We start from the raw sequence: 22,851 nt of genomic DNA on the forward strand, positions 1-22,851 counted from the left end.
GGCGGCATGGCTGCTACCACGTTTATTCATACCTCGGACCTGCAATGGGGCATGACGCGCTGGTTCCTGGACGCGGATGCCCAGGCGAGGTTCGAGGCCGCGCGGCTGGACGCGGTGCGCAAGATCGGGGAGATTGCCCGCTATCGGGGGGCGGACTTTGTGGTGATGGCGGGGGATATTTTTGATAAAAATAGCCTCTCCCGCCGCACACAGGGGCGTGCCCTGGACGCTCTGGCCAGCATGGGGGTGCCGGTGTTCTTGCTTCCGGGCAATCACGATCCCCTGGTGGCGGACTCTCCCTTTTATGCCGCCGCCGATATTCCGGGGGTGACCATTCTGCGCGATCAGCAGCCGGTGATCGCCCGCGAGGGCGTGGAGGTGGTGGGGGCTCCGCTCAAAGCCAAGTACGCGAGCACCGATCTGGTGGCTCAAACCTTGGCCGGATTGAAACCCACTTCCGGGGTGCGGGTGGCGGTGGGCCACGGCCAGGTGGAGGGGCGCGCGGGGGAGGCGGACCCGGCTCTGATCGACCTATCGCGGGTGGAAAGTGCGTTGGCGGCCGGGGTGATTGATTACCTGGCGCTGGGGGATACCCACTCCACGCAGCAGGTGGGGGATAGCGGCCGGGTGTGGTTCTCCGGTGCCCCGGAGGTCACGGATTTTCACGATCACTACCAGGGAAAAAACGGCGGCGAGGTGGATTCCGGCAACGTGCTCTGCGTGAGCATAGAAAAAACCTCCGCCACCCATGCTCGCGTGGAGGTGGAAAAAATCCCCGTGGGCAGCTGGCTCTTTGAGGCCCTGGACGCGGAGGTTAATACCGCCGAGGAGGTGGCGGACTTCCTGGCCGCTTTGGAGGCCTATCCGCACAAGGAGCGCACGGCGGTGAAATATTCCCTGCGCGGCACGCTGGGGCTTGCGAACATGCGCGCCCTGGAGGCGGGATTGGAGCGGCTAGAGCCCGTGTTCGCGGCGCTCTACGAGCGACGTCGCCTCATGGACCTGCATTTGGCCCCCAACGCGGAGGAGATCGCGGGGGCGGATATTCGGGGCTTTGCGGCCGCCGCCCTGGAGGAATTGGTGGCCGCCGATGAAACGGACGCGGTCAATCTCCTGCTGAGGCTGAGCGCACGAGCGGAGGAGCGAGCATGAAGATCCGCAGCCTGGTGATAGAACACTTCCGGGGCATTGAGCACCTGGAACTGAGCGATGTCCCCGAGCGCGGCGTGGTGCTGATCGCCGGGGACAACGAGCAGGGCAAGTCCACGCTCATGGAGGCGGTGCGCGGGGTGCTCCAGGAGCGGCACTCCGGCAAGAACAAGAAGGTCAAGGCGTGGCAGCCGGTGGGCACCGATGAGGCGCCGCAGGTGAGCCTGGCGGCCACGATCGGCCCCTACGAGGTGGAGGTGACCAAGAGGTGGCTGCGCAAAGCCATGTGCACCCTGCGCCTGAGCGGGGAGACAACGGAAAACCTCAGCGGGCGTGAGGCCGATGATCGCCTGGAGAAGTTGCTCGCGGAGCACACCGATGAACACCTCCTCGACGTGCTCTTCCTGGAACAAGGAGAGGCGGCCGAACTAGCGCAGGCCGCGGGTATTCCCTCGCTGACCAGGGTGCTCGACGAGCGTATCGGGCAGGAGGCCCAGGATTCCCAGGCCGATTCCGCGCTGATGGCGGCCGTGGCGGAGGAATACCAGCGCTATTACACCGAGGGTGGAAAACCACGTGGTGAGTTGCGCGCGGCGCAGCAGGAGGACACCCAAGCGCGGGAACACCTGGCCCAGGCGCGCACGGAGATGGACAACCTCTCCGCCCAGGTGGACAAGGTGGAAAGCCTGCGCCGCCGCGAGGCCGAGGCGCGGCAGGCGCTGCCGGAGGCGGAGGAGGACGCGGCCCGGGCCGAGGTCCGATACCGGGCCGCCGCCAAGGCCACCGAGGAGCGCGAACGGGCGCAGCGGGAATTGCGCGACGCCACCGTGCTCTGGGAATCCGCCGAGGCGCGGTATAAGGAGCGCCAGAAACTGCGCGCGGAGTGCGAGGGGGCGGCCGTTGCGCTGCGCGATCTCAAGGCGGCGAGCGCGGAGGCCGGCCGTGCGGCGGAGGCCGACGATCAGGCCCTGCGGGAGGCCCTGGGCGCCAGGGATAAGGCGCGTGAGGCTCTGGGCGAGGCGAAGAAGAGCCACGGGGTGACCAAGGAAAATCTCAGCGCCGCCCGCGCCCAGCAGAAACTCAGCGAAGCGGAGGAAATACTCCGCCGGGTGAGCGAGATGGATGAGCACCTGGCCGCCCTGGGCAGCCGAACCGTGAGCAAGAAGCAGCTCAAGGAGGCGGAGGAGGCCTATAGCGAGGTGCGCGTGGCGGAGGCGGTGCGCAGCAGGACCACCGCGCGCCTGCTGCTGAGCGGCCCGGCGGAGAGCACGGTGCTTATCGACGACACCCCCGGCCCCCTGCCGCAGGAGGTGGAACTGCGCGAGGGCACCCGCGTGCAGATTGGTGAGGTCACCGCCGTGTACTCGCAAGGAGAAGAGCGAGGCGAGGACCCGGTGCTGGCCGCCGAGGAACACCTGGCGCGGCTTCTGGAAAACCTGGATTGCGAATCCCTCGATGAGGCTCGCGCGGCCGCCGAGTCCACCGAGCAGCGCGGCCTAATACGCAAGGAACGCGAGGGGGCCCTGCGCGGGCGCAAGCCTGAGGAGGTGCGCGCGGAGCGCGAGGACATGCGCGCGCGGGTGACGGGCAGGGAGGAGATCCCCGAACTGGACGAGGCCGAGTCCGCAGAGGAGCAGGCCGCCGGTGAGGTGGAGGAACGGGAAAAATCGGTGAACCTCGCGGAGCAAGCCGTGGAGGAACTGCGGGAGAGCCCCACCGTGGCGGCCCTGGCGCGGGCGCAGGCCAGCGCGGAACTGGCGGAGCAGCGCCACCGCGATCTTGAAACCCGGCTGGCCCAGGCGCAGGAGGAGGCCCCGGAGGAAAACCTGGCGGCCGCCGCACACGAGGCCGCCGCGCGCCGGGATTCCGCCCAGGTGACCTATGAGCGGGCCAAGAAGGCCGAGGAGGGCACCGATCCCGAGCAGAGCGAGCGGCTATGGCGCGGGGCGGTGGCGCAGTGCGAGAGCCTGCGCGAGGAGGTGGCGCGTACCACCAGGGAATTAGACCGCCTGAGCAGCTATATCGAGGCGGCCTATGGCGCGGGCGAGCGCCTGGCCCAGGCGGAGGCCCAGGCGGAGGCGGTGGGACGCAGATTGGCGGCGGTGCAGCGCCGCGCCCGGGCCGCCGCCACCGTGCGCGAGGCGCTGGTACGCCACCGCGACGCCGCTCGCTCCCGCTATGCGGGGCCGTTTGCGCAACAACTCACCGCGCTGGGCCGCACGGTATTCGGCCGCGATGTGGAGTTCCGCCTCACCGAGGATCTGGCGATCCAGGAGCGGGTATTGGCGGGAAGAAACATCGCGGTGAGCGACCTCTCCGGGGGTGCCCAGGAACAGGTGGCGCTGATGACGCGCTTTGCCATCGCGGGGCTGGTGGGCGATTCCATGCCGGTGTTTATCGACGACGCCCTGGGCAGCACCGACCCCGACCGCCTGGCGCTCATGGCCGCGCTGCTGAGCAAGGTGGGGGAGGAGCACCAGGTGTTCGTGCTCACCTGCGTGCCGCAGCGCTACGCGCAGGTGGTCAAGCAGCGCGACTATCGGATCGAGGACCTTAAGAGTTCTTAACCGCGGAACCCTCGATCTCGATGGCGATCTCCTCGGAGAGCATGAGGCCACCGGCCTTCATGGGCATCTGGAAGTCCACGCCGTAATCCTTGCGGTTGATGGAGGTGGTGGCGCTAAAGCCCAGGCGGGTGGCTCCCATCGGGTCCTCTGCCTGGCCGAATACCTCCACGTCCAGGGTGACGGGCTTGGTGGTGCCCTTGATGGTGAGGTCGCCGGTGATGGTGCCGGAGTTCTCGTTCTTGATCTCAAAGGAGGTGGCGGTGAAGGTCATCTCCGGGAAGTTCTCTACGTCAAAGAAGTCGCTGCCCTTGACGTGGGCATCGCGGTCGGCGTTGCCGGTATCGATGGAGTCCGTCTGAATGGTGGCGGTAACGGAGGAGTGGGACTGTTCCTCGGCATCGACGGTGATATTCCCCTCGAAGGAGCGGAAGAAGCCGCGCACCTTGGAGATCATGGCGTGGCGTACCACAAAGCCGACGGTGCTGTGGGTGGCGTCGAGGGTGTAGGTGCCGTTGAGGTTGGACAGGTTGGACATGGTGTTTTCCTTTCTTCGTGGGTGCCTTGCGGCGGTACGGGATCCAGCATAACCATTTATATTGATATGTCAATATCTTTGGTGGCGTGTATTCTTCCGCGTGGTCTTTCGTAGGGGGCTGCGTGGAGACTATGGCCTGGGCAACACGGTTTTTTCGGGGCGAGAGGTCTGACTATGGTGAGGTTCATGGCAATATCACCGCGGTGGCTCACGGAGGAAGAGCAGGCCCTGTGGCGGCTCCTCCTGGCCGCCATGAGGAAGATCGAGCGCGTCTTGGATGAGACGCTTCAGGTGGGGCAGGACCTTTCCGGCTCGGAGTTTGGCGTGTTGGCCACCCTCTCCGAGGAGGAGGGGCGATCCATGCGGCTGCGGGATTTGTGCAATGCCCTTGACTGGGATCGCAGCAGGGCCTCGCACCTGGTGACCCGCATGGTCAAGAGGGGGTTGGTGACCAAGGGGCGCAGCGAGGAGGATGCGCGAGGGGTGGAGGTGTCCATCACTGAGGAGGGGATGGAGCGCTTGCGCCTTGCCGCGCCCGAGCATGTGGAGAGTGTGCGCAGGTTGATCTTTGATCACCTCACGGGGGCGCAGGCGGAGGGATTGGCGGAGTTTCTGGAAGGGGTGCTGGCGGTGGACAATGTTCCCGGCGCTCCCGGTTTTAGCGGCACCTTGTGTGAGGACGTGCGCAGGGGCGGGGGTGAATAGGGGGTGGGTAGGGGTGCTGCGGGGGGATGTAAAAGGTCAAGTCGGGGGGACTGTGGGGAACCTCGGGAACGTTTTCCGCTGCGAGTATGTGTGGGATGGTTTCCTTGGCAATGATATGAGGTAGACGATATTGCATAATTGGCAATGGGAAAAGTGAACTTTTCTTGTGGTGGTGCTGGGCATGGACTTATTTTCAGGTAAGGTCATGCGGCAATGGCGGGGAAAACGCTGCGATCCTTTTGGTGTTTCTCCTCACTTTTGAGTAGTGCAGTACGGGCAATGCAATAAGAAAGGGAGGTTTCCCAGTGACCTCACGTTTTACCTCTATGGATCTATCTTCTATGGGCCGCCGCATTGCGGCCGCCGTCGCGGCCGTGGGGCTTGCCGCAGGGGCGGGAGTGGACGGGGTGGCGGTGGCACCGGCCACCGCAGCGCCCTCCGCTATCGCCTCGAACCAGCCGGTAGTACCTGCCGGGGAGTCGGGATCGGTGTCCGGGAATCGGGATGAGGCGCAGCCGGGAGAGGTGCTGGCCTGGACGGGCATGGGGCCGCACGTGGCCCCCGTGGATAACATCGTGGCCTCCATGGCCACTCAGGCCAGGTACACCAATCCCAGCCCCATGAATACCAACGTGGAATGTACCCCCGCGCCGGGGAAAATCCCGTGATTTTCATTCACGGAATGTCCGCTAATTTCTACCAAACCTACGCCTCTTTTGCGCCCTACATCGCGGCGCAGGGCAAGTGCGTGTACGGCATGAACTACGGGGCCTTTAATGGCAGCGAGGGGACGGAGGGGAGTTCCCTGGCGGGTTCCATTCCCGGGGCGGGAGCCTTGGCCCCCATGAGTTCCTCCCTGGAGGTGGTCACGGAGCAGATCGAAAGAGTGAAAAAGAACACCGGGGCCGCCGAGGTGGACCTTGTTGGCTACTCCGAGGGCGGCTCGCTCGCCGCGGCCTATACCAAGAACGTGGGCGGGCAGGGCGTGGGTACCGTGGTGACCCTGGCTGGGGTGCTGCGCGGTACCTCCATGCTGGGCCTTTCCACCGTGGCCACCGGACTCAACAACGCGGGTTCCTCCGTGGACCCCGCCATTGATGCCATCATGGGCCCCGGTGCCCGCGATCTCCTGGAGCACTCGGACTTCATGGTGAACTTGCGCGAGGGGGGAATAGAGGTGCCCGGCGTGCGCTACGTGGCCATCTCCACGCTTTTCGACGAAGCCGCCACGCCACTGAGCCACACCCAGTTCTCCGGCGGAGATTATCGCAACATCCTGCTTCAGGAGGGTTGCGTGCAGGATCGCTCCGATCACCTGGGAATCACGTTCTCCCCGCGCGCCTACGCGCTCACGGCTAACGCGCTGGGCCGCAACGTGGAGGTGCCGTGCACGGCGATGGCGGGCCCCATTCCGGTTTCCGCCCCCTCGGCCGGATCTAGCCCGCTTAGTTCCTAGGTTCGGGGATTGATGAGGCCGGAGCCTGCCGGGGCGTGGGCGGGATCCTCGCCGTATTCCACCTGGCGGTTGTGCTTATCGACGAACACCACGCGCGGGCTGTATCCCGCCAACTCCTCCTCCGAGTACATTGCGTAGCCGATGATGATGACGAGATCACCCGGGGAGATGAGGCGGGCGGCGGCGCCGTTGATACCGATGATGCCGCTGCCGCGCTCGCCGGCAATGGCATACGTGGTTAGGCGGTGGCCATTATCAATGTCCACGACGTCAATTTGCTCGCCTTCCAAGAGCCCGGCCTGGTCCATGAGGTCCTGGTCGATGGTGCAGGAACCCACGTAGTGCAGATCCGCATGGGTGACCGTGGCGCGATGAATCTTTGACTTCAGCATGGTGCGAAACACGATTGTCCACCCTACCCTGCCTGGTGAGCCCTCTTGACGATGCGGCTGGGGGCGGGGATCCTGGGAAAGGACAGCCCGCCCAAGACTGTCAAAAGGCGAGGAGCCTCACCCGTCGCCTAAAGCAAGTGAGGCCCCTCGTGAGGCTAGTTGAACAGTCGCATGGTGACATCACGGACAATGTCCGCGATTTCTGTGGCTATCAACGTCACCAGCACCTGGACGCAATCTCATGGATCGCGCGCCAGGTGCTTTTGCTTAACCCCGTTATTATGCACCTCAGAAACGACAAACCCCAGGTAGAAAACCTGGGGTTATAAAAAGTGCCCCCGACAGGAGTCGAACCTGCGACCTACGGTACCGGAAACCGGCGCTCTATCCACTGAGCTACGGAGGCGTGTGCCCACCATTGATGGGCAACGCAGCGATTCTATCACCGGCGGGGAATCTAACCTAACCGGCGGTACTCCTCGCTCATCGTCTCCTGCATGAAGGCGGCGATCCCGTGGGGGTCCTCGAAGAAGTCACGCGTGGCGCGGAAGGCGGTGGTGTCCCTCAACGTCGCGGGGGCGATGCCCGCCTCGATGATTTCCCAGATCGCGGCCCCGGGCAGGGAGAGCAGGATTGGGGAGTGGGTGGACACGATGATCTGGGCCCCGCCGCGCACCAGGGCATGTAGTTCCGCGAGCAGGGCCATCTGCCGGGGTATGGAAAGACCGGCCTCGGGTTCGTCGAGGATATAGAGGCCGTTGGCGTGGAAGTATGTCCCGATGGTGTGCATGACGGATTCGCCGTGGCTCAGCGGAACATTCGAGTGGGAATTGATGTGGGTTTCCGCGCGCAGGTAGTAGCCCTGCATCGGGCGGGAGCCCCGGATCACGGCGGCGATGCCTTTGAACGGGCTTTCTCCTATCCGGGGATCGTTATGGGCGGTATAGCCGGTGGTGGGTTGCACCCCGTAGGGGCCACCTTGCAGATCAAACCCACACCCCACGGCGATGGCCTCGATGAGCGTGGACTTCCCCATGCCATTTTCCCCGGTGATAAAGGTGGCGGGCGCGGTCAGCGGGAGCGGCTCGCGCTCCATCGCGCGAATGGCGGGGACCTCCGCCGCCCACTCGGGCAGAGTGTGCTTGCGGTGGTGGGGGCGGAAAAGGAAGAAGGATTCCACGAAGAGGTCAGGCATGGCGATCCTCCACGAGAAAGTCGGTGGTGCCCTCGGGGTCGGCAAGGAACTCCCTGGTGGCGCTCACCGCTCCGGCGCGCTCGAAGTCGATGGGGGTGATTCCGGTGCCGTTGAGTTCCAGGATCGTGGCACCGGGTGCGGCCATGAGGATGGGGGAGTGGGTGGCGATGATGAATTGCGCGCCCCGCGAGGCCAGGTGGGCAATGCGGCCCAGGAGTTCTAATTGGCGCAGCACGGAGAGCCCGGCCTCCGGCTCGTCGAGGAGGTAAAAGCCGCCGGGGTGAAAGCGGTACTGAACAATCTGCATGAGCGATTCCCCGTGGCTCATGTGATTAAGGTGAATGTCTCCGGGAGGCTCGTCCTCCCCGTAGCGGATGGCCACGTTGAAGTGCGTCTCCCCGCGCAGGAAGTAGCCGTGGGAAGGATTGCGCTCCCGGGCGAGGGTGAGCACCGTGTGTAGCGGGGAGACGTCGCCGTCATTATCGGCGTGGAGGTTGCGGGTGCCGCCGTGGTGGGGGAATCCCATGCCCAGGGCGATGGCCTCGATGAGGGTGGATTTTTCCCGCGCCGTTTTCCCCGCTGAGAATGGTCACGGGGGTGGGAAACCGCAGGGGTTTTTGGGTGAGGTGGCGCACGGCGGGCACCCCCGCGAGGTAGTTCCCGGGGAGGTGCTCCGGCGGGACGTCGATAAGCATGGAACGGAGGAAGCCCATGCCCGCCCACGGTAGCGAAAATCCCAGTACGTGAGCCTTATCACGAAAGTTCTGGTGTGCCGTGAGGTCTGCGATACTAGGCACACTCATTCAGAAAGGTAACCCCATCGTGGATTCGCTTGCGCTTGCCGCATTGGCGGGAGTCACCCCGCTCATCACGTTTTTTGTTCTCCTCATGGGCCTCAAGTGGAAGGCCCTATGGGCTGCCTTGGGGTCCGTGTTGGTGGGCCTGATCCTGGCCGTCACCCTGTTCGATACCCCGGCTATCGACGCCGCCCTGGCCTTCGCCCAGGGTGTCTCCTTTGGTATCTTCCCCGTTATTTACATCATCATCGCCGCGGTGTGGATCTATGACCTCACCGTGACCTCGGGGCGCTTTGATGATCTGCGCCTGGTGTTTTCCAAGATCGGTCGCGGGGACATGCGCGTGCAGGCCATGCTCATCGGCTTTGCCTTCGGTGGCCTGCTGGAGGCCCTGGCGGGCTTCGGTGCTCCCATTGCCATCGTGGCGGCCATGCTGTACGCGATCGGCATGAAGCCGCTCAAGGCCGCGCTGGTGACCCTGGTGGCTAACGCCGCCCCGGTGGCCTACGGCGCGATGGCGATTCCGGTGACCACCGGCGGTGCCCTGGCTCAACTGCCTGCGGAGGAGGTCGCGGGGCTCGTCGGTAAGCAGGTGTCCGTGCTGGCCCTGGTGGTGCCCTTTGTGCTCTGCCTCATCATGGACGGCTGGCGCGGGCTGCGCCAGGTGTGGCCGATGGCCCTGGTCCTGGGTGTTTCCTTCGGTGGCGGGCAGTTCCTGGCCTCCAATTACTTTGCCTATGAGCTCACTGACGTGGTGGCCTGCCTGCTCTCCCTGGCCGCAGGCCTGGCGCTGCTTCGGGTGTGGAAGCCCACCACCCCGGAGGATCAGGCCTCCCAGTCCGATGCGGGCCAAGGCCAGCAGGCCGTGCTCACCCCGGCCCGGATCGGCCTGGCGCTGTTCCCCTACGTGCTGATCGTGGTGGTGTTTGCCGTGGCCAAGCTATGGCGGATCGGCGTGGATATTCCGGCGGCCCTGGCCAGCACGGACGTGCTCATCGAGTGGCCGCGCCTGGGCACCACCTTCACCCTGAACTGGCTCTCCGGGCCCGGCACTATCTTGATGCTCTGCGCGCTGATCACGGTGGCGGTGCTGAGCACCTTCGATGAAAACGGCACCTACCGCCTGGGATGGGGGAAGGGCTTTGCGCAACTGACCGGCGGGATCGTGCGCATGCGGATGTCCTATTTCACCATCGCCGCGGTGATGGGCCTGGCCCATGTGATGAACTTCTCCGGTCAGACCGCAGCCATCGGCGCGCTGCTGGCCTCCACGGGGGCGATCTTCCCGCTTATCTCCCCGGTGCTGGGCTGGCTGGGTACCTCCGTGACGGCCTCGGCCACCTCCTCGAACGCCCTGTTCGCGCAGATGCAGGCCACTACCGCCGTGCAGGTGGGGGCGGACCCAGCCTTGCTCGTTGCCGCCAATACCTCCGGCGCCACCCTGGGTAAGATGCTGGCCCCGCAGACGGCCGCCATCGCGGCGGCGGCCACCCAGATGGAGGGCGGGGAGTCCAAGATCCTGGCCACCTCGGTGCGGTACTCCCTGCCGCTCCTGGCGGGAATGTGCCTGCTGGTATTCCTGCAATCCAGCATGGGATAGGGGCGAGGTAGAGACTCGTCACAACAGGGGCTGCGGGGGTGGGGTGCGGCGAGGAAAAGCCGGGAAGGTGGACTAGACTTCCCGGTTATGACCCCTGTTGAGCTTTCTTCCTTGATTCGTCGCCGCGCCGCCATGGTGCTGGCCGAGCACAACCTCGACGCCTCGGTTCTGCCGGAGCAGGTCACGGTGGAGCGCCCGCGCAACCCCGAGCACGGCGATTACGCCACCAACCTGGCGCTTCAGGTGGGTAAGAAGGCCGGGGCGAACCCGCGCGAATTGGCTCAGTGGCTGGCGGATTCCCTGGCGGAGGAGCCCTCGATCACCTCTGCGGAGATCGCCGGCCCCGGCTTTTTGAACCTGCGCCTGGCCGCCGCCGCCCAGGGGGAGATCGTCGCCCGGGTGTGGGAGCAGGGAGACAAGTACGGCCACAGCGATCTGTACCGGGGCACCAAGGTGAACCTGGAGTTCGTTTCCGCCAACCCCACCGGCCCCATTCACCTGGGCGGCACCCGCTGGGCGGCCGTGGGGGATTCCCTGGGCCGCGTGCTGGAAGCCTCTGGCGCGGAGGTGACCAGGGAGTATTACTTCAACGATCACGGCGAGCAGATTGATCGCTTTGCCCGGTCCCTGGTGGCCGCCGCCAAGGGGGAGCCCACCCCGGAGGACGGGTACGGCGGAGACTACATCGCGGACATCGCCCGCGCTGTGCTGGAGAAGCGTCCCGACGCCCTGGAACAGGCCCCGGCGGAGGCCCAGGAGATCTTCCGCGACCTCGGCGTGGACATGATGTTTAGCCACATCAAGGAATCCCTGCACGAGTTCGGCACGGACTTTGACGTGTTCTTCCATGAGAACTCCCTCTTTGAGTCCGGCGCGGTGGACGCCGCCATCGCCACCCTGAAGGAGAACGGCAACCTTTATCCCGAGGACGGGGCCTGGTGGCTGCGCACCACGGACTTTGGCGATGACAAGGACCGCGTGGTGCTCAAGTCCGACGGTAACGCCGCCTACATCGCTGGGGACATCGCCTACATCGGGGACAAGATCGGTCGTGGCCACAACCTCTGCATCTACATGCTGGGTGCGGATCATCACGGCTACATCAAGCGCCTCAAGGCCGCCGCCGAGGCCCTGGGCTACTCCGCCGATCAGGTGGAGGTGCTCATTGGTCAGATGGTGAACCTCATCAAGGACGGCACACCGGTGCGCATGTCCAAGCGCGCGGGCACCGTGATCACCCTGGATGACCTGGTGGAGGCCATCGGCGTGGACGCCGCCCGGTACTCCCTGGTGCGTTCCTCGGTGGATTCCTCCCTGGACATCGACCTCGGCCTGTGGGCCTCGCAGTCGGCGGATAATCCCGTGTACTACGTGCAGTACGCGCACGCGCGTCTATGTTCGCTGCGCCGAAAGGCGGAGTCCGTGGGGGCGCTGACCGAGGATGCCCCGGATTACTCCCTGCTCACCCACGACCGCGAGGGCGATCTGATCCGAACGCTGGGCGAATACCCGGCGGTGGTGAAGGCGGCGGCAGAACTGCGCGAGCCGCACCGCCTGGCGCGCTACTGCGAGGAACTGGCCGGGGTGTTCCACCGCTTTTATGATCGCTGCCAGATCCTGCCCAAGGAGGGCGAGGAATTGGCCCCGATCCACACCGCGCGCCTTTCCCTGGCGGGCGCCACCCGATTGGTGCTGGCCAACGCCTTGAATCTAGTGGGGGTGAGCGCGCCCGAGCGCATGTAGCCGCTGGCAGGCCCTGGGGTCTGTGTTCCCGCTCGGACCCTGTGAAGGACGGAGAGCCATGCCGGAAATGAGGGGGCACGGTGCGCGATGAAACATTGAGGGCGAGGCGAAGCGCATCTAAAGAAGGCGGAAAGTAGGATGCGCGCGGGCCCGCGGTGTAGCCTAACGCGCATACGTTTTTGTCCGTGACCGTGCGCGGCAGCCGTGGGCGCAGCCCGGCCCGCCCGAAGAAGTGCCAAAGGAACCGATGGACGCCGATACGTTCAATGAGTTGCCCAGCCACGTGTGGCCCGCTCACGCCCGCCGCCAGGAGGACGGCGTGGTGACGATCGCCGGGGTGCCGCTCCCGGAGATCGTGGAGGAATACGGCAGCCCCGTGCTGGTGCTTGATGAGGCCGATTTCCGCTCCCGCTGCCGCGCGATGGCCCAGGCCTTTGGCGGGCCAGGCAACGTGCATTACGCGGCCAAGGCCTTTCTCACCCGCGCCGTGGCCCGGTGGGTGGAGGAGGAGGGGCTTTCCCTCGACGTGGCCTCCGATAACGAATTGCAGATCGCGTTGGCGGCGGGCTTCCCCGCCAGCCGCATCGCCGCGCACGGGAATAATAAGACGCCCGTGTTCCTGCGCCGCTGCGTGACCGAGGGCGTGGGCGGAGTGATCCTGGATTCCTTCCAGGAGATTGGCCGCCTGGCCGAGGCCGCGCGGGAGGTCGGGACGGTGCAGCCGGTGCTGGTGCGCGTGAAGCCCGGAATCAAGGCGCATACCCACGAGGCGATCGCCACGGCGCACGAGGACCAGAAGTTTGGCTTTTCCCTGGCCGCCGGGTCCGCCTTGCGGGCTGCCCGCGAGGTGTTGGAGAGCCCGCACCTGCGCCTGGTGGGCCTGCACTGCCACGTGGGTTCCCAGGTCTTTGACGCTGAGGGTTTCTCCCTGGCCGCCGAGCGGGTGCTGGGGCTGGTGGAGCAGATCCTTGAGGAACTCTCCTCCCTCCACCCCGGCGGGCGGGAGGGGCTGGCCGAGCAACTCTCCACGCTGGATCTGGGCGGCGGTTACGGCATCGCCTACCTGCCGGAGGAGCAGCCGCTGGACGTGGCGGCGGTGGCCGAGGATCTGCTGAGCAAGGTGCGCCAGCACGCCGATCACCTGGGGCTGCCCACACCCACGGTCACGGTGGAGCCGGGGCGCGCGATCGCCGGGCCCTCCACGGTGACGGTCTATACCGTGGGCACGGTCAAGGACGTACACGTGGAGGATGATCGCACGCGCCGTTACCTCTCCGTGGACGGGGGGATCTCGGATAATATCCGCCCCGTGCTCTACGGCGCGCAGTATGACGCCCGCGTGGTGTCCCGCTTCGTGGACGGTGCGCCGGTGGAAAGCCGCGTGGTGGGCTCGCACTGCGAGTCCGGAGATATTCTCATCGAGGACGCCCACTTACCCGATGACATCGGCCCGGGCGATCTACTGGCCCTCCCGGCCACGGGGGCGTACTGCTACGCGCTGTCCAGCCGCTATAACGCCTTTGGTCGCCCGCCGGTGATTACCGTGAACTCCGGCAAGGCACGCGTGATGCTGCGCCGGGAGACGGTGGCGGACTTCCTGGCCCTGGAGGCAGAGTAGGGGGGTAGCGCTCTGCGCGGGGCTGGGGGATTGGTTGTGGTGCGCGGGCGACTGCGTGTGGGGTGGCTGTGTGGAGCGGCTGCCCGGCACCGCCCGCCGCGCGGGGGTGTAGGGGGCAGAAAATAATCGTGCCATCTCTGTGATTCCTGGCCTATAGTGAGGCAGAAAGATTGGACACGATTTTCTGGGAGAACGATGACTACCACGGGTGCACAGGGCTTTCACGAAGGTAAGGGCGAGGGGCACGAGGTGGGCGTGGCCATCCTGGGCCACGGCACCGTGGGTTCCGAGGTGCGCCGCCTCATGGAGGCCAACTCCGAGGCATTCTCCCACCGCATTGGCGGCCCGCTGGCGTTGCGCGGGGTGGCGGTGTCCAACCCCACGAAGCACAGCAGGACCCTGCCCAAGGAATTGCTTTTCGACGACGCGATGGAACTCATTGCCCGCGAGGACGTGGACATCGTGGTGGAGGTGATCGGCGGCATCGAGTATCCCCGTAAACTCGTGCTCGCCGCGCTGAATGCCGGAAAGTCCGTGGTCACCGCCAATAAGGCGCTGGTGGCCGCGCACGCCGATGAGCTTGCGGACGCCGCCGAGGCCGCCGGGGTGGACCTCTACTTCGAGGCCGCCGTGGCCGCCGCGATTCCGGTGGTGGGTATGCTGCGCCGCTCCCTGGCGGGCGATCAGATCGAGCGCATCTCCGGCATTGTCAATGGCACCACGAACTTCATCCTGGACGCGATGGATGAGACGGGGGCCTCTTACGATGACATGCTGGCCGAGGCCACTCGCCTGGGCTACGCGGAGGCCGATCCCACCGCCGACGTGGAGGGCCACGACGCCGCCTCCAAGGCCGCCATCATGGCCTCCCTGGCCTTCCACACCAGGGTCAAGGCCTCGGACGTGTACTGCGAGGGAATCACCAAGATCACCGCGCAGGACATCGAGGCCGCCAAGAACGCGGGTTACACCATCAAACTCCTGGCCATCTGCGAGCGGATCCGGGACGAGGCGGGGCGGGAATCCGTCTCCGCGCGGGTGCACCCCACCCTGGTGCGGCGGGATCACCCCCTGGCCAGCGTGAATGGTTCTTATAATGCGGTATTTGTCGAGGCAGAAGCGGCAGGTCGATTGATGTTCTACGGAAATGGTGCTGGCGGCAATCCCACGGCCTCGGCCGTGCTGGGCGATCTGGTGGGGGCCGCGCGTAACAAGGTTCACGGCGGCCGGGCTCCGGGGGAGTCCACCTACGCCAACCTGCCCCTGGCGGACTTCGGCCAGGTGCCCACCCGCTACCACATCGACATGCACGTGCGCGATCGCGTGGGCGTGCTGGCGGAGATCTCCGCCGTGTGCGCCAAGAACGGCATCTCTCTGCGCACGGTGCGCCAGGAGGAGCGGGACGACGCTGCGCGGCTGATCCTGCTCACCCACACGGCCTCCGAGGAGAGCCTGGACACCACGGTGGAGGAACTGTCCACCCTGGAGGACGTGCTCACCGTGGACACCGTGATCCGGTTGGCGGAATAGCGGAAAGGATAAGGGCGCGATATGAGCGTGGAACTAGAGGTGGGGCGCCGCGCGGTGGTGCGGGTGCCCGGCTCTACGGCTAACCTCGGCCCCGGCTTTGACACCCTGGGCATGGCGGTGAGCATGTATGACACCGTGGAGGTGGAGGTGATCGCCTCCGGCCTGGAGGTGGTGATTCACGGCGAGGGGGAGGAGGATCTTCCCCGCGATTCCTCGCACCTGGTGGTCAAGGCCCTGCACTCGGGCCTGGCGGCGGCGGACGTGACCGCCCCCGGGCTGCGGCTGGTGTGCACGAATACGATTCCGCAGTCGCGCGGCCTGGGTTCCTCGGCGGCGGCGGCCGTGGCCGGTGTGCTGGCGGCCAATGCCCTGGCGGGCTTCCCTCTTGACGAGGATCGCCTGGTGCAACTCTCCTCCACCTTTGAGGGGCACCCGGATAACGCCGGGGCCTCGGTATTAGGCCGCGCGGTGGTCTCCTGGACGGAGATTCCCGTGGATGGGCGCAGCCAACCGGCGTACCGCGCGGTTTCCATTCCGGTGCACGAGGGGATTCGGGCCACGGCCCTGGTGCCGGACTTCCACGCCTCCACCCAGGCGGTGCGCCGCGTGCTGCCCAGCCACGTCACGCACACGGACGCGCGCTTCAATGTCTCGCGCACCGCCGTGATGACGGTGGCGCTGCAAAGCCACCCGGCGTTGCTGTGGGAGGGCACCAGGGATCGCCTGCACCAGCCCTATCGCGCGGACGTGCTTCCGGTGACGGCGGAGTGGGTCAATCGCCTGCGCAACCGGGGCTACGCGGCGTATCTCTCCGGCGCGGGGCCCACCGTGATGGTGCTTTCCACAGAGCCGGTGGAGCCGAGTATTCTGGCCGAGGCCCGTGAGGCGGGCCTGGCGGTGCACGAGTTAGAGGTGGCGGATAAACCCACGGTTCAGGTGGGTACGGCCTAACACCGCCTAGGCGCGTCCCTCGCCCTCCAACATGATGGTGCAGGTGCAGTTGGCGCGCAGGGGGAGCACGCGGGTGTTTTCGGGCGCGCTGAGGAACTCCTGGAAGAACCCCTCGTGCATGCTGCACACCGAGGGGTGCGGGGGAGCGGATTCCCGCACAAAGGGGCAGGCCCGCAGGTCAAGGGCCTGATCCTCCTCCCGGAGCTCGGGATCAAAGCCGAGGCCCTGGAGTTTTCCACCAGATCCTCCACGCTGCCCGAGCCCTCGGATTGCGCCCAGCGCCGTCCTATCTCCCGCGCCTGATCCGGTTCGATGGCCTGGGCCAGGTGCCCGATGAGGCTGATGTATTCCTGGGCCACCGCCCTGGTATCGGGCACTCGCGCCTGGAAGATGAGGGTGGGGCGCCCCCGCCCCTGAGCGGGCGCGGAGTGCTGGCTCACGGCCTGGTGGGCCAGGAGTTCTTCTAGGTGCCCGCGCACGGTGTTGGCGTGCATGCCCAAGCGCTTGGCAAGTTCCGTGGCGCTGGCTCCGTGCGGAAACTCGCGCAGCGTGTTGAGCACGAGGCTCTGCTTGGGGCTGAGAGTGAGGGCCTCGGGGAAAAGTTCGGTGGCAGCGCGAGGGGGGTGCTGCGAGGCCTCGGGCACGAATTACTCCTTCGGTGGAAGAGGGGTGACGTCAGATGAAGATACGTCATTGTAACCGCCGGGAGGGCTCAATTCGAGTTTGCTGCGATGTGAATTGGATTACGCTACTTAGGTGGCCGCCGCTTTCTCTCCGGGGCCGGGCAGGGCAATGACCTCGTATTCTCCCGCGGCAAGGTGCTTACGTAGGTCTTTCTTATCAAACTTATTCACCGAGGTCTTGTCGATGTTCTCCACGAAGGTCCAGTATTCCGGGAGCATCCAGTGTGGAATGGAGGCGCGCAGGCGCTCCCGCAGCATGATCGCGGTCTCGGCGGTGGGCTCGAAGGAACCGTGCAGCACCGTGACCACCAGGGGGCGTTCCCCCCACTTCTTATCCGGGTAGCCGATCACGGCGGCCTCCACCACCTCGGGGGCCTCCATCACCAGGTTTTCCAGGAGGGCGGAGTAGATCCACTCGCCGCCGGAGCGGATCACGTCCCGGGCGCGGTCGTGAATGGTGAGGTACCCATCCGAGGTCACGGAGCCGACGTCGCCGGTGCGCAGCCAGCCATCGGCGGTGAACTGCTCCGGGGGTTGTTCCCCGGTGGAATCGGCGTAGCGGGCGGCCACCAGGTTGCCGCGCACCTGGATCTCACCCTGGTTGCGGTCGGTGGCGGAGACCACCTTGCCGTCATTGACCACGCGATATTCCAGGGAGGCGGGGAAGCGGCCCTGGCTGATGCGATACGTCCAGCGGGCCTCGCCGGATACCCCGGCCGGGGGGCGCGATACCGTGCCCACGGTGGAGGTCTCCGTCATGCCCCACACGTGGATCACGTCCACGCCGTAGCGCTCCTCCCACATGCGGATGAGAATGGGCGGGGCGGGGGAGCCGCCCACGTAGATCTCCACCAGGGACATGCGCTCCGGGGGGTGGTGCAGATAATGCACGATGAGTTGTATCCACACCGTGGGCACGCCGTGGGCCACGCGCGGGTGTGTGGTGGCGATGAGATCGGCCAGCGTGGTGGGGGAGAGATCGGCGCCGGGGAAGATCAGCGGCGCGCCGGCCATGAAGGCGGCGTAGGGTACGCCCCAACTGAGCACGTGGAAGATGGGCACGCAGCATAGGAAGGACTCCCCCTCGGTGATGGCAAAGGAATCCGTGGTGCGCAGTTCCATCGCCATGAGGTACATGGAGCGGTGGGAGTAGGCCACGGGCTTGGCCGGGCCGGTGGTGCCGGTGGAGTAGCACAGGGCGGCGGCGGTATTTTCGTCGAGGGTGGGCCACTCGTAGACGGTGGAGCGGCCGTCGAGAAGCGCCTCGTAGGAGTGCATGCCGATGGCATCGGGGAAGTGTACCTGCGGCAGGGAGCCCGGCCCGGTGAAAAGCACCGCGCGCACGCTCGGGCAGGATTCCACGATGCCGCGCAGTTGCTCGGCCAGGCGGGGATCGGCCACGATCACCTCCACCTCGGCGTGGCGGATCATGTGCTGAATCTGGGAATCCATGAGGTTCTTATTCAGCGGGGTGAGCACGGCCCCCATCGCGGGCACCGCCAGGATGGTTTCCAGGTGCTCGGTGCAGTTATCCATGAACGTGCCCACGCGCTGATCGCCGGTGATCCCGAGGTCATCGTGGAGGGCGTGGGCGAGGGCGGCGGCGCGCGCGCCGACCTCCGCGAAGGTGCTGTAGCTGCTGTTTCCGCTCTCCCAGGTGGTCACCCGGGTATCACCGTGAACGGTGGCCCCGTAGGTGAGAATGCTGGCGAGGGACAGCGGAATGTCCTGCATCGTGGACTGCATGGCCTCTACCTTAACCGGCTTGGGGCGCGGTGGTGCGGGAGGCGGGTGCGCCGGGTGGGTGCGGGGTGGGTACGTGTGGACGGGGCGGATACGTTACACTAAGTGAGGATCAATCCTGGGGTGTTTTTCCGGCGTCGTTTTCGGAAGAGAACACAAGAAACGCGGGATTGAGTATTTCCACGTGGGGCTCACCATTACTCTCTTTGACGTATATGCGGGAGCATTTCCACGGGCGCGGCTTCAGCATGATCGCCTCATGATCGCCTTTGGCGGGAGGATGGATAGTGCCGCCGCGTGAGATTTCGGACAAAGCTTCCGGCACCACCGGAGAATGGGCGTGACGATCCGCCCGCGCTTATCTCACATCACTTCTGGTCAAGCGATGAAAGGACATCTGTGACCACACCGGAGAACACCGCCCAACCAGGCGGTTCCGAGCAGAACCTGGCGAGCCTGCGTATTCCAGAATTGCGCGCGGTGGCCGCACAGATGGGGCTCAAAGGAATATCGGGGCTGCGTAAATCCGAGTTGATTGACGCCATCGAAGGTCGGGGGCCGCACGGAACTACTCGGAGAAAGAGCACGAGAACAATGGCGAAGGAACCAGAGGAATTGGTGGATCGGGTCATCGTGCAGGAAACCCCCGGCGATACCGCTAGGGATCACCGCGAGGCCCCCCGCGAGCGGAACGAGCGCCGCGAAGGTGACGGTCGGCGTGCCGACGCCCCCACGCACGCGAGCCGCACCGAGGCCACGGAGAAAACGGAGGACGGGGAGAACCGCCAGCACTCGGAGGGGAACCACGAGAGCAACCACTACGAGTCCCGCGCCGCCGCGCGCCGGGCGCGCCGCAACCGCGCTCGCCAGCAGCACCGCGAGGAGCATGGCGGCGGGGCCGAGCAGGGCAATAACGAGGCGCAGGAGCGCGAGGATTCCCGTGGGGATCACGAGCGCCGCGATCATTCCGATCAGCGCGATGCCCGCAACGGGCGCAACAACCGCCGCAATAACCGGCGCAACAACCGCCGGGGCCGGGGTAACGAGGGCGGCCGCGAGTCCCGCGAGCACAACGAGCCGCTGCTGCCGGAGGAACTGGAGCAGGTGGCCGGCATCCTGGACATGGTGGATAACAACGTGGCCTTCCTGCGCACCACGGGCTATCACCCTTCCTCCGCGGACGTGTACGTGAGCAATCAGTTGATCCGCAAGTGCGGGCTGCGCGCCGGTGACGCCATCGTGGGCCAGGTCAAGCAGGGGCAGACCCAGACGCGCGGCCACGGGCGCAATAAGCAGAAGTACAACAACCTCGTGCGCGTGGACACGGTCAATGGCATGACGGTGGACGAGGCCCGGCAGCGCCCGAACTTTGCCAAACTCACCCCGCTGTATCCCAACCAGCGCCTGCGCCTGGAGACGGAACAGAAGATCCTGACCACCCGCGTGATCGACCTCATCATGCCCATCGGCAAGGGACAGCGCGCGCTGATCGTCTCCCCGCCCAAGGCCGGTAAGACCACGATCCTGCAAAACGTGGCCAACGCGATCTCCACCAATAACCCGGAGTGCTACCTCATGGTGGTGCTGGTGGACGAGCGCCCCGAGGAGGTCACGGACATGCAGCGCTCCGTGAACGGCGAGGTGATCGCCTCCACGTTTGATCGCCCGCCGAGCGAGCACACCGCCGTGGCGGAACTGGCCATCGAGCGCGCCAAGCGCCTGGTGGAGCAGGGCCGCGACGTGGTGGTGCTGCTGGATTCCATCACCCGACTGGGCCGCGCCTATAACAATTCCTCCCCGGCCTCCGGCCGAATCCTCTCCGGCGGCGTGGATTCCAATGCCCTTTACCCGCCCAAGCGCTTCCTGGGCGCCGCGCGCAACATTGAAAACGGCGGCAGCCTCACCATCATCGCCACGGCGATGGTGGAGACGGGTTCTGCGGGTGACACCGTGATCTTCGAGGAGTTCAAGGGCACCGGCAACGCGGAGTTAAAGCTGGATCGCAAGATCTCCGAGCGCCGCGTGTTCCCGGCCGTGGACGTGGGCCCCTCGGGCACCCGCAAGGACGAGTTGCTGCTGGCCCCGGAGGAGGCCCGCCTGGTGCATAAACTGCGGCGTATCCTGGCGGCATTGGATAACCAGCAGGCCATCGACTTGCTGATGAAGCAACTGAAAAAGACCAAGAATAACGGCGAGTTCCTCATGCAGGTGGCGTCGTCCGCACCGATGGCCAAGCGCGAGGACGAGGAGGATTATTCCTAAGATGGCGGATCAGGTTTCAGCCGTCGATGACGTGCTCTCTGAGTATAAGGGCATCGAGGCGCAGATGGCCGATCCCGAGGTGATCGGGGATCAAGCGCAGTTCCGTAAACTCTCCAAGCGCTATACCCAGCTTCAGCCCATCGTGAAGGTGGCCACCGACCTGGAGCAGGTGCGCACCGACCTGGAGGACGCCCGCGAGATGGCGCGCGAGGATCGGGAGTTTCAGGCGGAGGCCGAGCGCCTGGAGGCCGCCCGGGTGGAGCTGGAGGAGAAGCTGGCGGACCTGCTGGCTCCCCGTGACCCCCACGATGGCGATGACATCATCATGGAGATCAAGGCCGGCGCGGGCGGTGAGGAGGCCGCGCTCTTTGCCGGTGATCTGGTGCGCATGTATGAGAAGTACGCCGATAAGCACGATTTCTCCTACGAGATCCTGGGTCTGGCGGAGTCCGATCTGGGCGGGGTCAAGGACATGACCTTGTCTATCCGGGCCAAGAACCCCTCGCGCGACGGCGCGTGGAGCGTATTCAAGTTCGAGGGCGGGGTGCACCGCGTGCAGCGCGTGCCGGTGACCGAGTCCCAGGGGCGCATCCAGACCTCGGCGGCGGGCGTGCTGGTGTACCCGGAGCCGGACGAGGTGGAGCAGGTGGAGATCGACGATAAGGACATTCGCGTCGATGTGTACCGCTCCTCCGGCAAGGGCGGCCAGGGCGTGAACACCACGGACTCCGCCGTGCGCATCACGCACCTGCCCACGGGCCTGGTGGTGACCTGCCAGAAGGAGCGCTCGCAGATTCAGAACAAGGCCCGCGCCATGCAGGTGCTGGCCGCGCGCCTCCAGCAGATGAAGGAGGACGAGGCGGAGGCCCAAGCGGCCGAGGGGCGCGCCAAGCAGGTGCGCACGATGGATCGTTCCGAGCGGATCCGCACCTATAACTGGCCGGAGAATCGCATTTCCGATCACCGCATTGGGTTTAAGGCCAATAACCTTGACCAGGTGCTCGACGGCAACCTGGACGATCTCTTCACCGCCTTGCAGGCCGCCGAGCGCGCCGAGCGCCTTGAGGCAGAATGACCCTGCGCGCAGAACTTGCTCGCGCTAGTGCTGAGCTGGCCCGCGCCGGGGTGCCCAGCCCGGAGGTGGATGCCCGGGAGATCGCGGCGCACCTGCTGGGTTGCTCGCTGCTGGAGGTGGGCTGGCGAGAGGCGACCCTACCCCCGGAATACGGGGATCTGGTGCGCCGCCGCGCCCGCCGGGAGCCGCTTCAGTACATCCTGGGTCGGGCCCCCTTCGGGCCGCTGACCCTGGCGGTGGGGCCGGGGGTGTTTATTCCCCGCCCCGAGACGGAGGTGCTGGCGGATTGGGCGGTGGGGGCGCTGCGGGGCGTCGATAAGCCCCTGGTGGTGGACCTGTGTACCGGCTCGGGCGCGCTGGCGGCGTATATCGCCCACGCGCGTGCCGACGCCCAGGTGGTCGCCGTGGAACGCAGCCCTAAGGCGGCGGCCTGGGCGCGGCGCAACCTCGAACCCCTGGGCGTGGAACTCCGGGAGGGAGACGCCACGGATCTTCGCGTGGTGGCCGACCTGGTGGGCCGGGCGAGCGTGGTGGTGAGCAATCCCCCGTATGTGCCGGAGGCGGACGACCTGCCCGCCGAGGTCTATCACGATCCGCACGAGGCCGTCTTTGCCGGTGCGGACGGCATGAGTGTGATTAATCGCCTGGTGGAACCCGCCGCCGCGCTGCTGGCCCCCGGGGGATACCTGGGCATAGAGCACGATGATGCCACGGCGCGGGACGTGGCTCGCGTGGTGTCGCGCTGCCCCGGGCTGAGCGCCCCGGTGGCGGTGCGGGATCTCTCCGGTAGGGAACGTTTTGTCACAGCGAGTAAACTGAGCAACTGACCTATTGCCGTATGTATTGCCGC

Annotated in this window: 21 protein-coding genes, 1 tRNA gene and 1 pseudogene; 14 read left to right on the forward strand and 9 right to left on the reverse strand. The window is 66.0% G+C overall.

Features of this window, described 5'->3' with window-relative positions; genetic code table 11:
• The first annotated feature begins 6 nt into the window (after nucleotides 1-6).
• The gene (locus OLW90_RS04510; RefSeq protein WP_319651565.1) at nucleotides 7-1,152 is read left to right on the forward strand and encodes a DNA repair exonuclease; all 1,146 of its coding nucleotides are present in this window, start codon (nucleotides 7-9) and stop codon (nucleotides 1,150-1,152) included.
• On the forward strand, nucleotides 1,149-3,716 hold the full coding sequence (locus tag OLW90_RS04515; RefSeq protein WP_319651566.1) for an AAA family ATPase: 2,568 nt from the start codon (nucleotides 1,149-1,151) through the stop codon (nucleotides 3,714-3,716). Before OLW90_RS04510 ends, OLW90_RS04515 begins: the two co-directional genes overlap by 4 nt.
• On the opposite strand, the gene OLW90_RS04520 is transcribed toward OLW90_RS04515, so the two are convergent.
• Nucleotides 3,703-4,242 (reverse strand): YceI family protein, encoded by a 540-nt coding sequence (locus OLW90_RS04520; protein WP_319651824.1) that lies wholly within the window; start codon nucleotides 4,240-4,242, stop codon nucleotides 3,703-3,705. The genes OLW90_RS04515 and OLW90_RS04520 overlap by 14 nt on opposite strands.
• A 195-nt stretch (nucleotides 4,243-4,437) precedes the next feature.
• Here OLW90_RS04520 and OLW90_RS04525 point away from each other — a divergent pair, with 195 nt between their 5' ends.
• The 3 genes from OLW90_RS04525 to OLW90_RS04535 all read left to right on the forward strand — a co-directional run bounded on the left by OLW90_RS04525 (nucleotide 4,438) and on the right by OLW90_RS04535 (nucleotide 6,412).
• Nucleotides 4,438-4,956: a MarR family winged helix-turn-helix transcriptional regulator gene (locus OLW90_RS04525; RefSeq protein ID WP_319651567.1), complete on the forward strand. Its 519-nt coding sequence runs from the start codon at nucleotides 4,438-4,440 to the stop codon at nucleotides 4,954-4,956.
• A 326-nt stretch (nucleotides 4,957-5,282) separates the two neighbouring features.
• Nucleotides 5,283-5,624 (forward strand): hypothetical protein, encoded by a 342-nt coding sequence (locus OLW90_RS04530; protein WP_319651568.1) that lies wholly within the window; start codon nucleotides 5,283-5,285, stop codon nucleotides 5,622-5,624.
• Between the two features lie 14 nt (nucleotides 5,625-5,638).
• A complete protein-coding gene (locus tag OLW90_RS04535; protein WP_319651569.1) occupies nucleotides 5,639-6,412 on the forward strand; it encodes a lipase in 774 nt (257 codons plus the stop codon).
• Here OLW90_RS04535 and panD read toward each other — a convergent pair.
• The 5 genes from panD to OLW90_RS04560 form a co-directional block, all read right to left on the reverse strand.
• A complete protein-coding gene (gene panD / locus OLW90_RS04540) occupies nucleotides 6,409-6,816 on the reverse strand; it encodes an aspartate 1-decarboxylase (RefSeq protein WP_319651570.1) in 408 nt (135 codons plus the stop codon). The two genes, OLW90_RS04535 and panD, sit on opposite strands and share 4 nt — an antisense overlap.
• 321 nt (nucleotides 6,817-7,137) lie before the next feature.
• Nucleotides 7,138-7,210: transfer RNA gene (locus OLW90_RS04545), tRNA-Arg, on the reverse strand.
• Nucleotides 7,211-7,261: 51 nt separating this feature from the next.
• Complete coding sequence (locus tag OLW90_RS04550) at nucleotides 7,262-7,999, reverse strand: AAA family ATPase (protein ID WP_319651571.1); 738 nt, start codon at nucleotides 7,997-7,999, stop codon at nucleotides 7,262-7,264.
• The gene (locus OLW90_RS04555) at nucleotides 7,992-8,525 is read right to left on the reverse strand and encodes an AAA family ATPase (protein WP_319651572.1); all 534 of its coding nucleotides are present in this window, start codon (nucleotides 8,523-8,525) and stop codon (nucleotides 7,992-7,994) included. The genes OLW90_RS04550 and OLW90_RS04555 overlap by 8 nt, the downstream gene beginning before the upstream one ends.
• Nucleotides 8,479-8,712, reverse strand: coding sequence for a hypothetical protein (locus OLW90_RS04560; RefSeq protein ID WP_319651573.1), 234 nt, complete (start codon nucleotides 8,710-8,712; stop codon nucleotides 8,479-8,481). Before OLW90_RS04560 ends, OLW90_RS04555 begins: the two co-directional genes overlap by 47 nt.
• Before the next feature lie 88 nt (nucleotides 8,713-8,800).
• On the opposite strand from OLW90_RS04560, the gene OLW90_RS04565 reads away from it, so the two are divergent.
• The 5 genes from OLW90_RS04565 to thrB all read left to right on the forward strand — a co-directional run bounded on the left by OLW90_RS04565 (nucleotide 8,801) and on the right by thrB (nucleotide 16,238).
• Nucleotides 8,801-10,396: an L-lactate permease gene (locus OLW90_RS04565; RefSeq protein ID WP_413464501.1), complete on the forward strand. Its 1,596-nt coding sequence runs from the start codon at nucleotides 8,801-8,803 to the stop codon at nucleotides 10,394-10,396.
• Between the two features lie 87 nt (nucleotides 10,397-10,483).
• Nucleotides 10,484-12,139, forward strand: a complete 1,656-nt coding sequence (argS, locus tag OLW90_RS04570) for an arginine--tRNA ligase (RefSeq protein WP_319651574.1) — start codon at nucleotides 10,484-10,486, stop codon at nucleotides 12,137-12,139.
• 247 nt (nucleotides 12,140-12,386) lie between these two features.
• On the forward strand, nucleotides 12,387-13,757 hold the full coding sequence (gene lysA, locus OLW90_RS04575; RefSeq protein WP_319651575.1) for a diaminopimelate decarboxylase: 1,371 nt from the start codon (nucleotides 12,387-12,389) through the stop codon (nucleotides 13,755-13,757).
• A gap of 195 nt (nucleotides 13,758-13,952) precedes the next feature.
• Nucleotides 13,953-15,287 (forward strand): homoserine dehydrogenase, encoded by a 1,335-nt coding sequence (locus OLW90_RS04580; protein WP_319651576.1) that lies wholly within the window; start codon nucleotides 13,953-13,955, stop codon nucleotides 15,285-15,287.
• Nucleotides 15,288-15,308: 21 nt separating this feature from the next.
• Nucleotides 15,309-16,238 carry a homoserine kinase gene (gene thrB, locus OLW90_RS04585; protein WP_319651577.1) on the forward strand — a complete coding sequence of 310 codons (930 nt, stop codon included), beginning with the start codon at nucleotides 15,309-15,311 and terminating at the stop codon, nucleotides 16,236-16,238.
• A 6-nt stretch (nucleotides 16,239-16,244) separates the two neighbouring features.
• On the opposite strand, the gene OLW90_RS04590 is transcribed toward thrB, so the two are convergent.
• Entirely contained in the window at nucleotides 16,245-16,397 is a 153-nt protein-coding gene (locus OLW90_RS04590) for a hypothetical protein (RefSeq protein ID WP_319651578.1), read from the reverse strand.
• A gap of 167 nt (nucleotides 16,398-16,564) precedes the next feature.
• Here OLW90_RS04590 and OLW90_RS04595 point away from each other — a divergent pair, with 167 nt between their 5' ends.
• Nucleotides 16,565-16,705, forward strand: coding sequence for a hypothetical protein (locus OLW90_RS04595; RefSeq protein WP_319651579.1), 141 nt, complete (start codon nucleotides 16,565-16,567; stop codon nucleotides 16,703-16,705).
• Nucleotides 16,706-16,729: 24 nt separating this feature from the next.
• On the opposite strand, the pseudogene OLW90_RS11640 reads toward OLW90_RS04595, so the two are convergent.
• A pseudogene (locus OLW90_RS11640) lies at nucleotides 16,730-16,882 on the reverse strand (transcriptional regulator); the annotation flags it as partial.
• A 108-nt stretch (nucleotides 16,883-16,990) separates the two neighbouring features.
• Complete coding sequence (locus OLW90_RS04600) at nucleotides 16,991-18,667, reverse strand: long-chain fatty-acid--CoA ligase (protein ID WP_319651580.1); 1,677 nt, start codon at nucleotides 18,665-18,667, stop codon at nucleotides 16,991-16,993.
• A 396-nt stretch (nucleotides 18,668-19,063) separates the two neighbouring features.
• Here OLW90_RS04600 and rho point away from each other — a divergent pair, with 396 nt between their 5' ends.
• From rho to prmC, 3 genes are read left to right on the forward strand one after another with little or no spacing between them, the layout of a single operon-like run.
• Nucleotides 19,064-20,926: a transcription termination factor Rho gene (rho, locus tag OLW90_RS04605; RefSeq protein ID WP_319651581.1), complete on the forward strand. Its 1,863-nt coding sequence runs from the start codon at nucleotides 19,064-19,066 to the stop codon at nucleotides 20,924-20,926.
• Between the two features lies 1 nt (nucleotide 20,927).
• Complete coding sequence (gene prfA, locus OLW90_RS04610) at nucleotides 20,928-22,001, forward strand: peptide chain release factor 1 (protein WP_319651582.1); 1,074 nt, start codon at nucleotides 20,928-20,930, stop codon at nucleotides 21,999-22,001.
• The gene (gene prmC, locus OLW90_RS04615; RefSeq protein ID WP_319651583.1) at nucleotides 21,998-22,828 is read left to right on the forward strand and encodes a peptide chain release factor N(5)-glutamine methyltransferase; all 831 of its coding nucleotides are present in this window, start codon (nucleotides 21,998-22,000) and stop codon (nucleotides 22,826-22,828) included. The genes prfA and prmC overlap by 4 nt, the downstream gene beginning before the upstream one ends.
• The last annotated feature ends 23 nt before the right edge of the window (nucleotides 22,829-22,851 follow it).

The sequence above is a fragment of the Corynebacterium sp. 21KM1197 genome (assembly GCF_033783015.1).
In the GTDB taxonomy this organism is placed as follows: domain Bacteria; phylum Actinomycetota; class Actinomycetes; order Mycobacteriales; family Mycobacteriaceae; genus Corynebacterium.

Excerpts from the sequence above, each read along its gene's own strand:
- OLW90_RS04510 (WP_319651565.1), top strand. The coding sequence starts at position 7 with ATGGCTGCTACCACGTTTATTCATACCTCGGACCTGCAATGGGGCATG.
- OLW90_RS04515 (WP_319651566.1), top strand. The coding sequence starts at position 1,149 with ATGAAGATCCGCAGCCTGGTGATAGAACACTTCCGGGGCATTGAGCAC.
- OLW90_RS04525 (WP_319651567.1), top strand. The coding sequence starts at position 4,438 with ATGGCAATATCACCGCGGTGGCTCACGGAGGAAGAGCAGGCCCTGTGG.
- OLW90_RS04530 (WP_319651568.1), top strand. The coding sequence starts at position 5,283 with ATGGATCTATCTTCTATGGGCCGCCGCATTGCGGCCGCCGTCGCGGCC.
- OLW90_RS04535 (WP_319651569.1), top strand. The coding sequence starts at position 5,639 with ATGTCCGCTAATTTCTACCAAACCTACGCCTCTTTTGCGCCCTACATC.
- OLW90_RS04550 (WP_319651571.1), bottom strand. The coding sequence starts at position 7,999 with ATGCCTGACCTCTTCGTGGAATCCTTCTTCCTTTTCCGCCCCCACCAC.
- OLW90_RS04555 (WP_319651572.1), bottom strand. The coding sequence starts at position 8,525 with ATGGGATTCCCCCACCACGGCGGCACCCGCAACCTCCACGCCGATAAT.
- OLW90_RS04560 (WP_319651573.1), bottom strand. The coding sequence starts at position 8,712 with ATGGGCTTCCTCCGTTCCATGCTTATCGACGTCCCGCCGGAGCACCTC.
- argS (WP_319651574.1), top strand. The coding sequence starts at position 10,484 with ATGACCCCTGTTGAGCTTTCTTCCTTGATTCGTCGCCGCGCCGCCATG.
- lysA (WP_319651575.1), top strand. The coding sequence starts at position 12,387 with ATGGACGCCGATACGTTCAATGAGTTGCCCAGCCACGTGTGGCCCGCT.
- OLW90_RS04580 (WP_319651576.1), top strand. The coding sequence starts at position 13,953 with ATGACTACCACGGGTGCACAGGGCTTTCACGAAGGTAAGGGCGAGGGG.
- thrB (WP_319651577.1), top strand. The coding sequence starts at position 15,309 with ATGAGCGTGGAACTAGAGGTGGGGCGCCGCGCGGTGGTGCGGGTGCCC.
- OLW90_RS04600 (WP_319651580.1), bottom strand. The coding sequence starts at position 18,667 with ATGCAGTCCACGATGCAGGACATTCCGCTGTCCCTCGCCAGCATTCTC.
- prfA (WP_319651582.1), top strand. The coding sequence starts at position 20,928 with ATGGCGGATCAGGTTTCAGCCGTCGATGACGTGCTCTCTGAGTATAAG.
- prmC (WP_319651583.1), top strand. The coding sequence starts at position 21,998 with ATGACCCTGCGCGCAGAACTTGCTCGCGCTAGTGCTGAGCTGGCCCGC.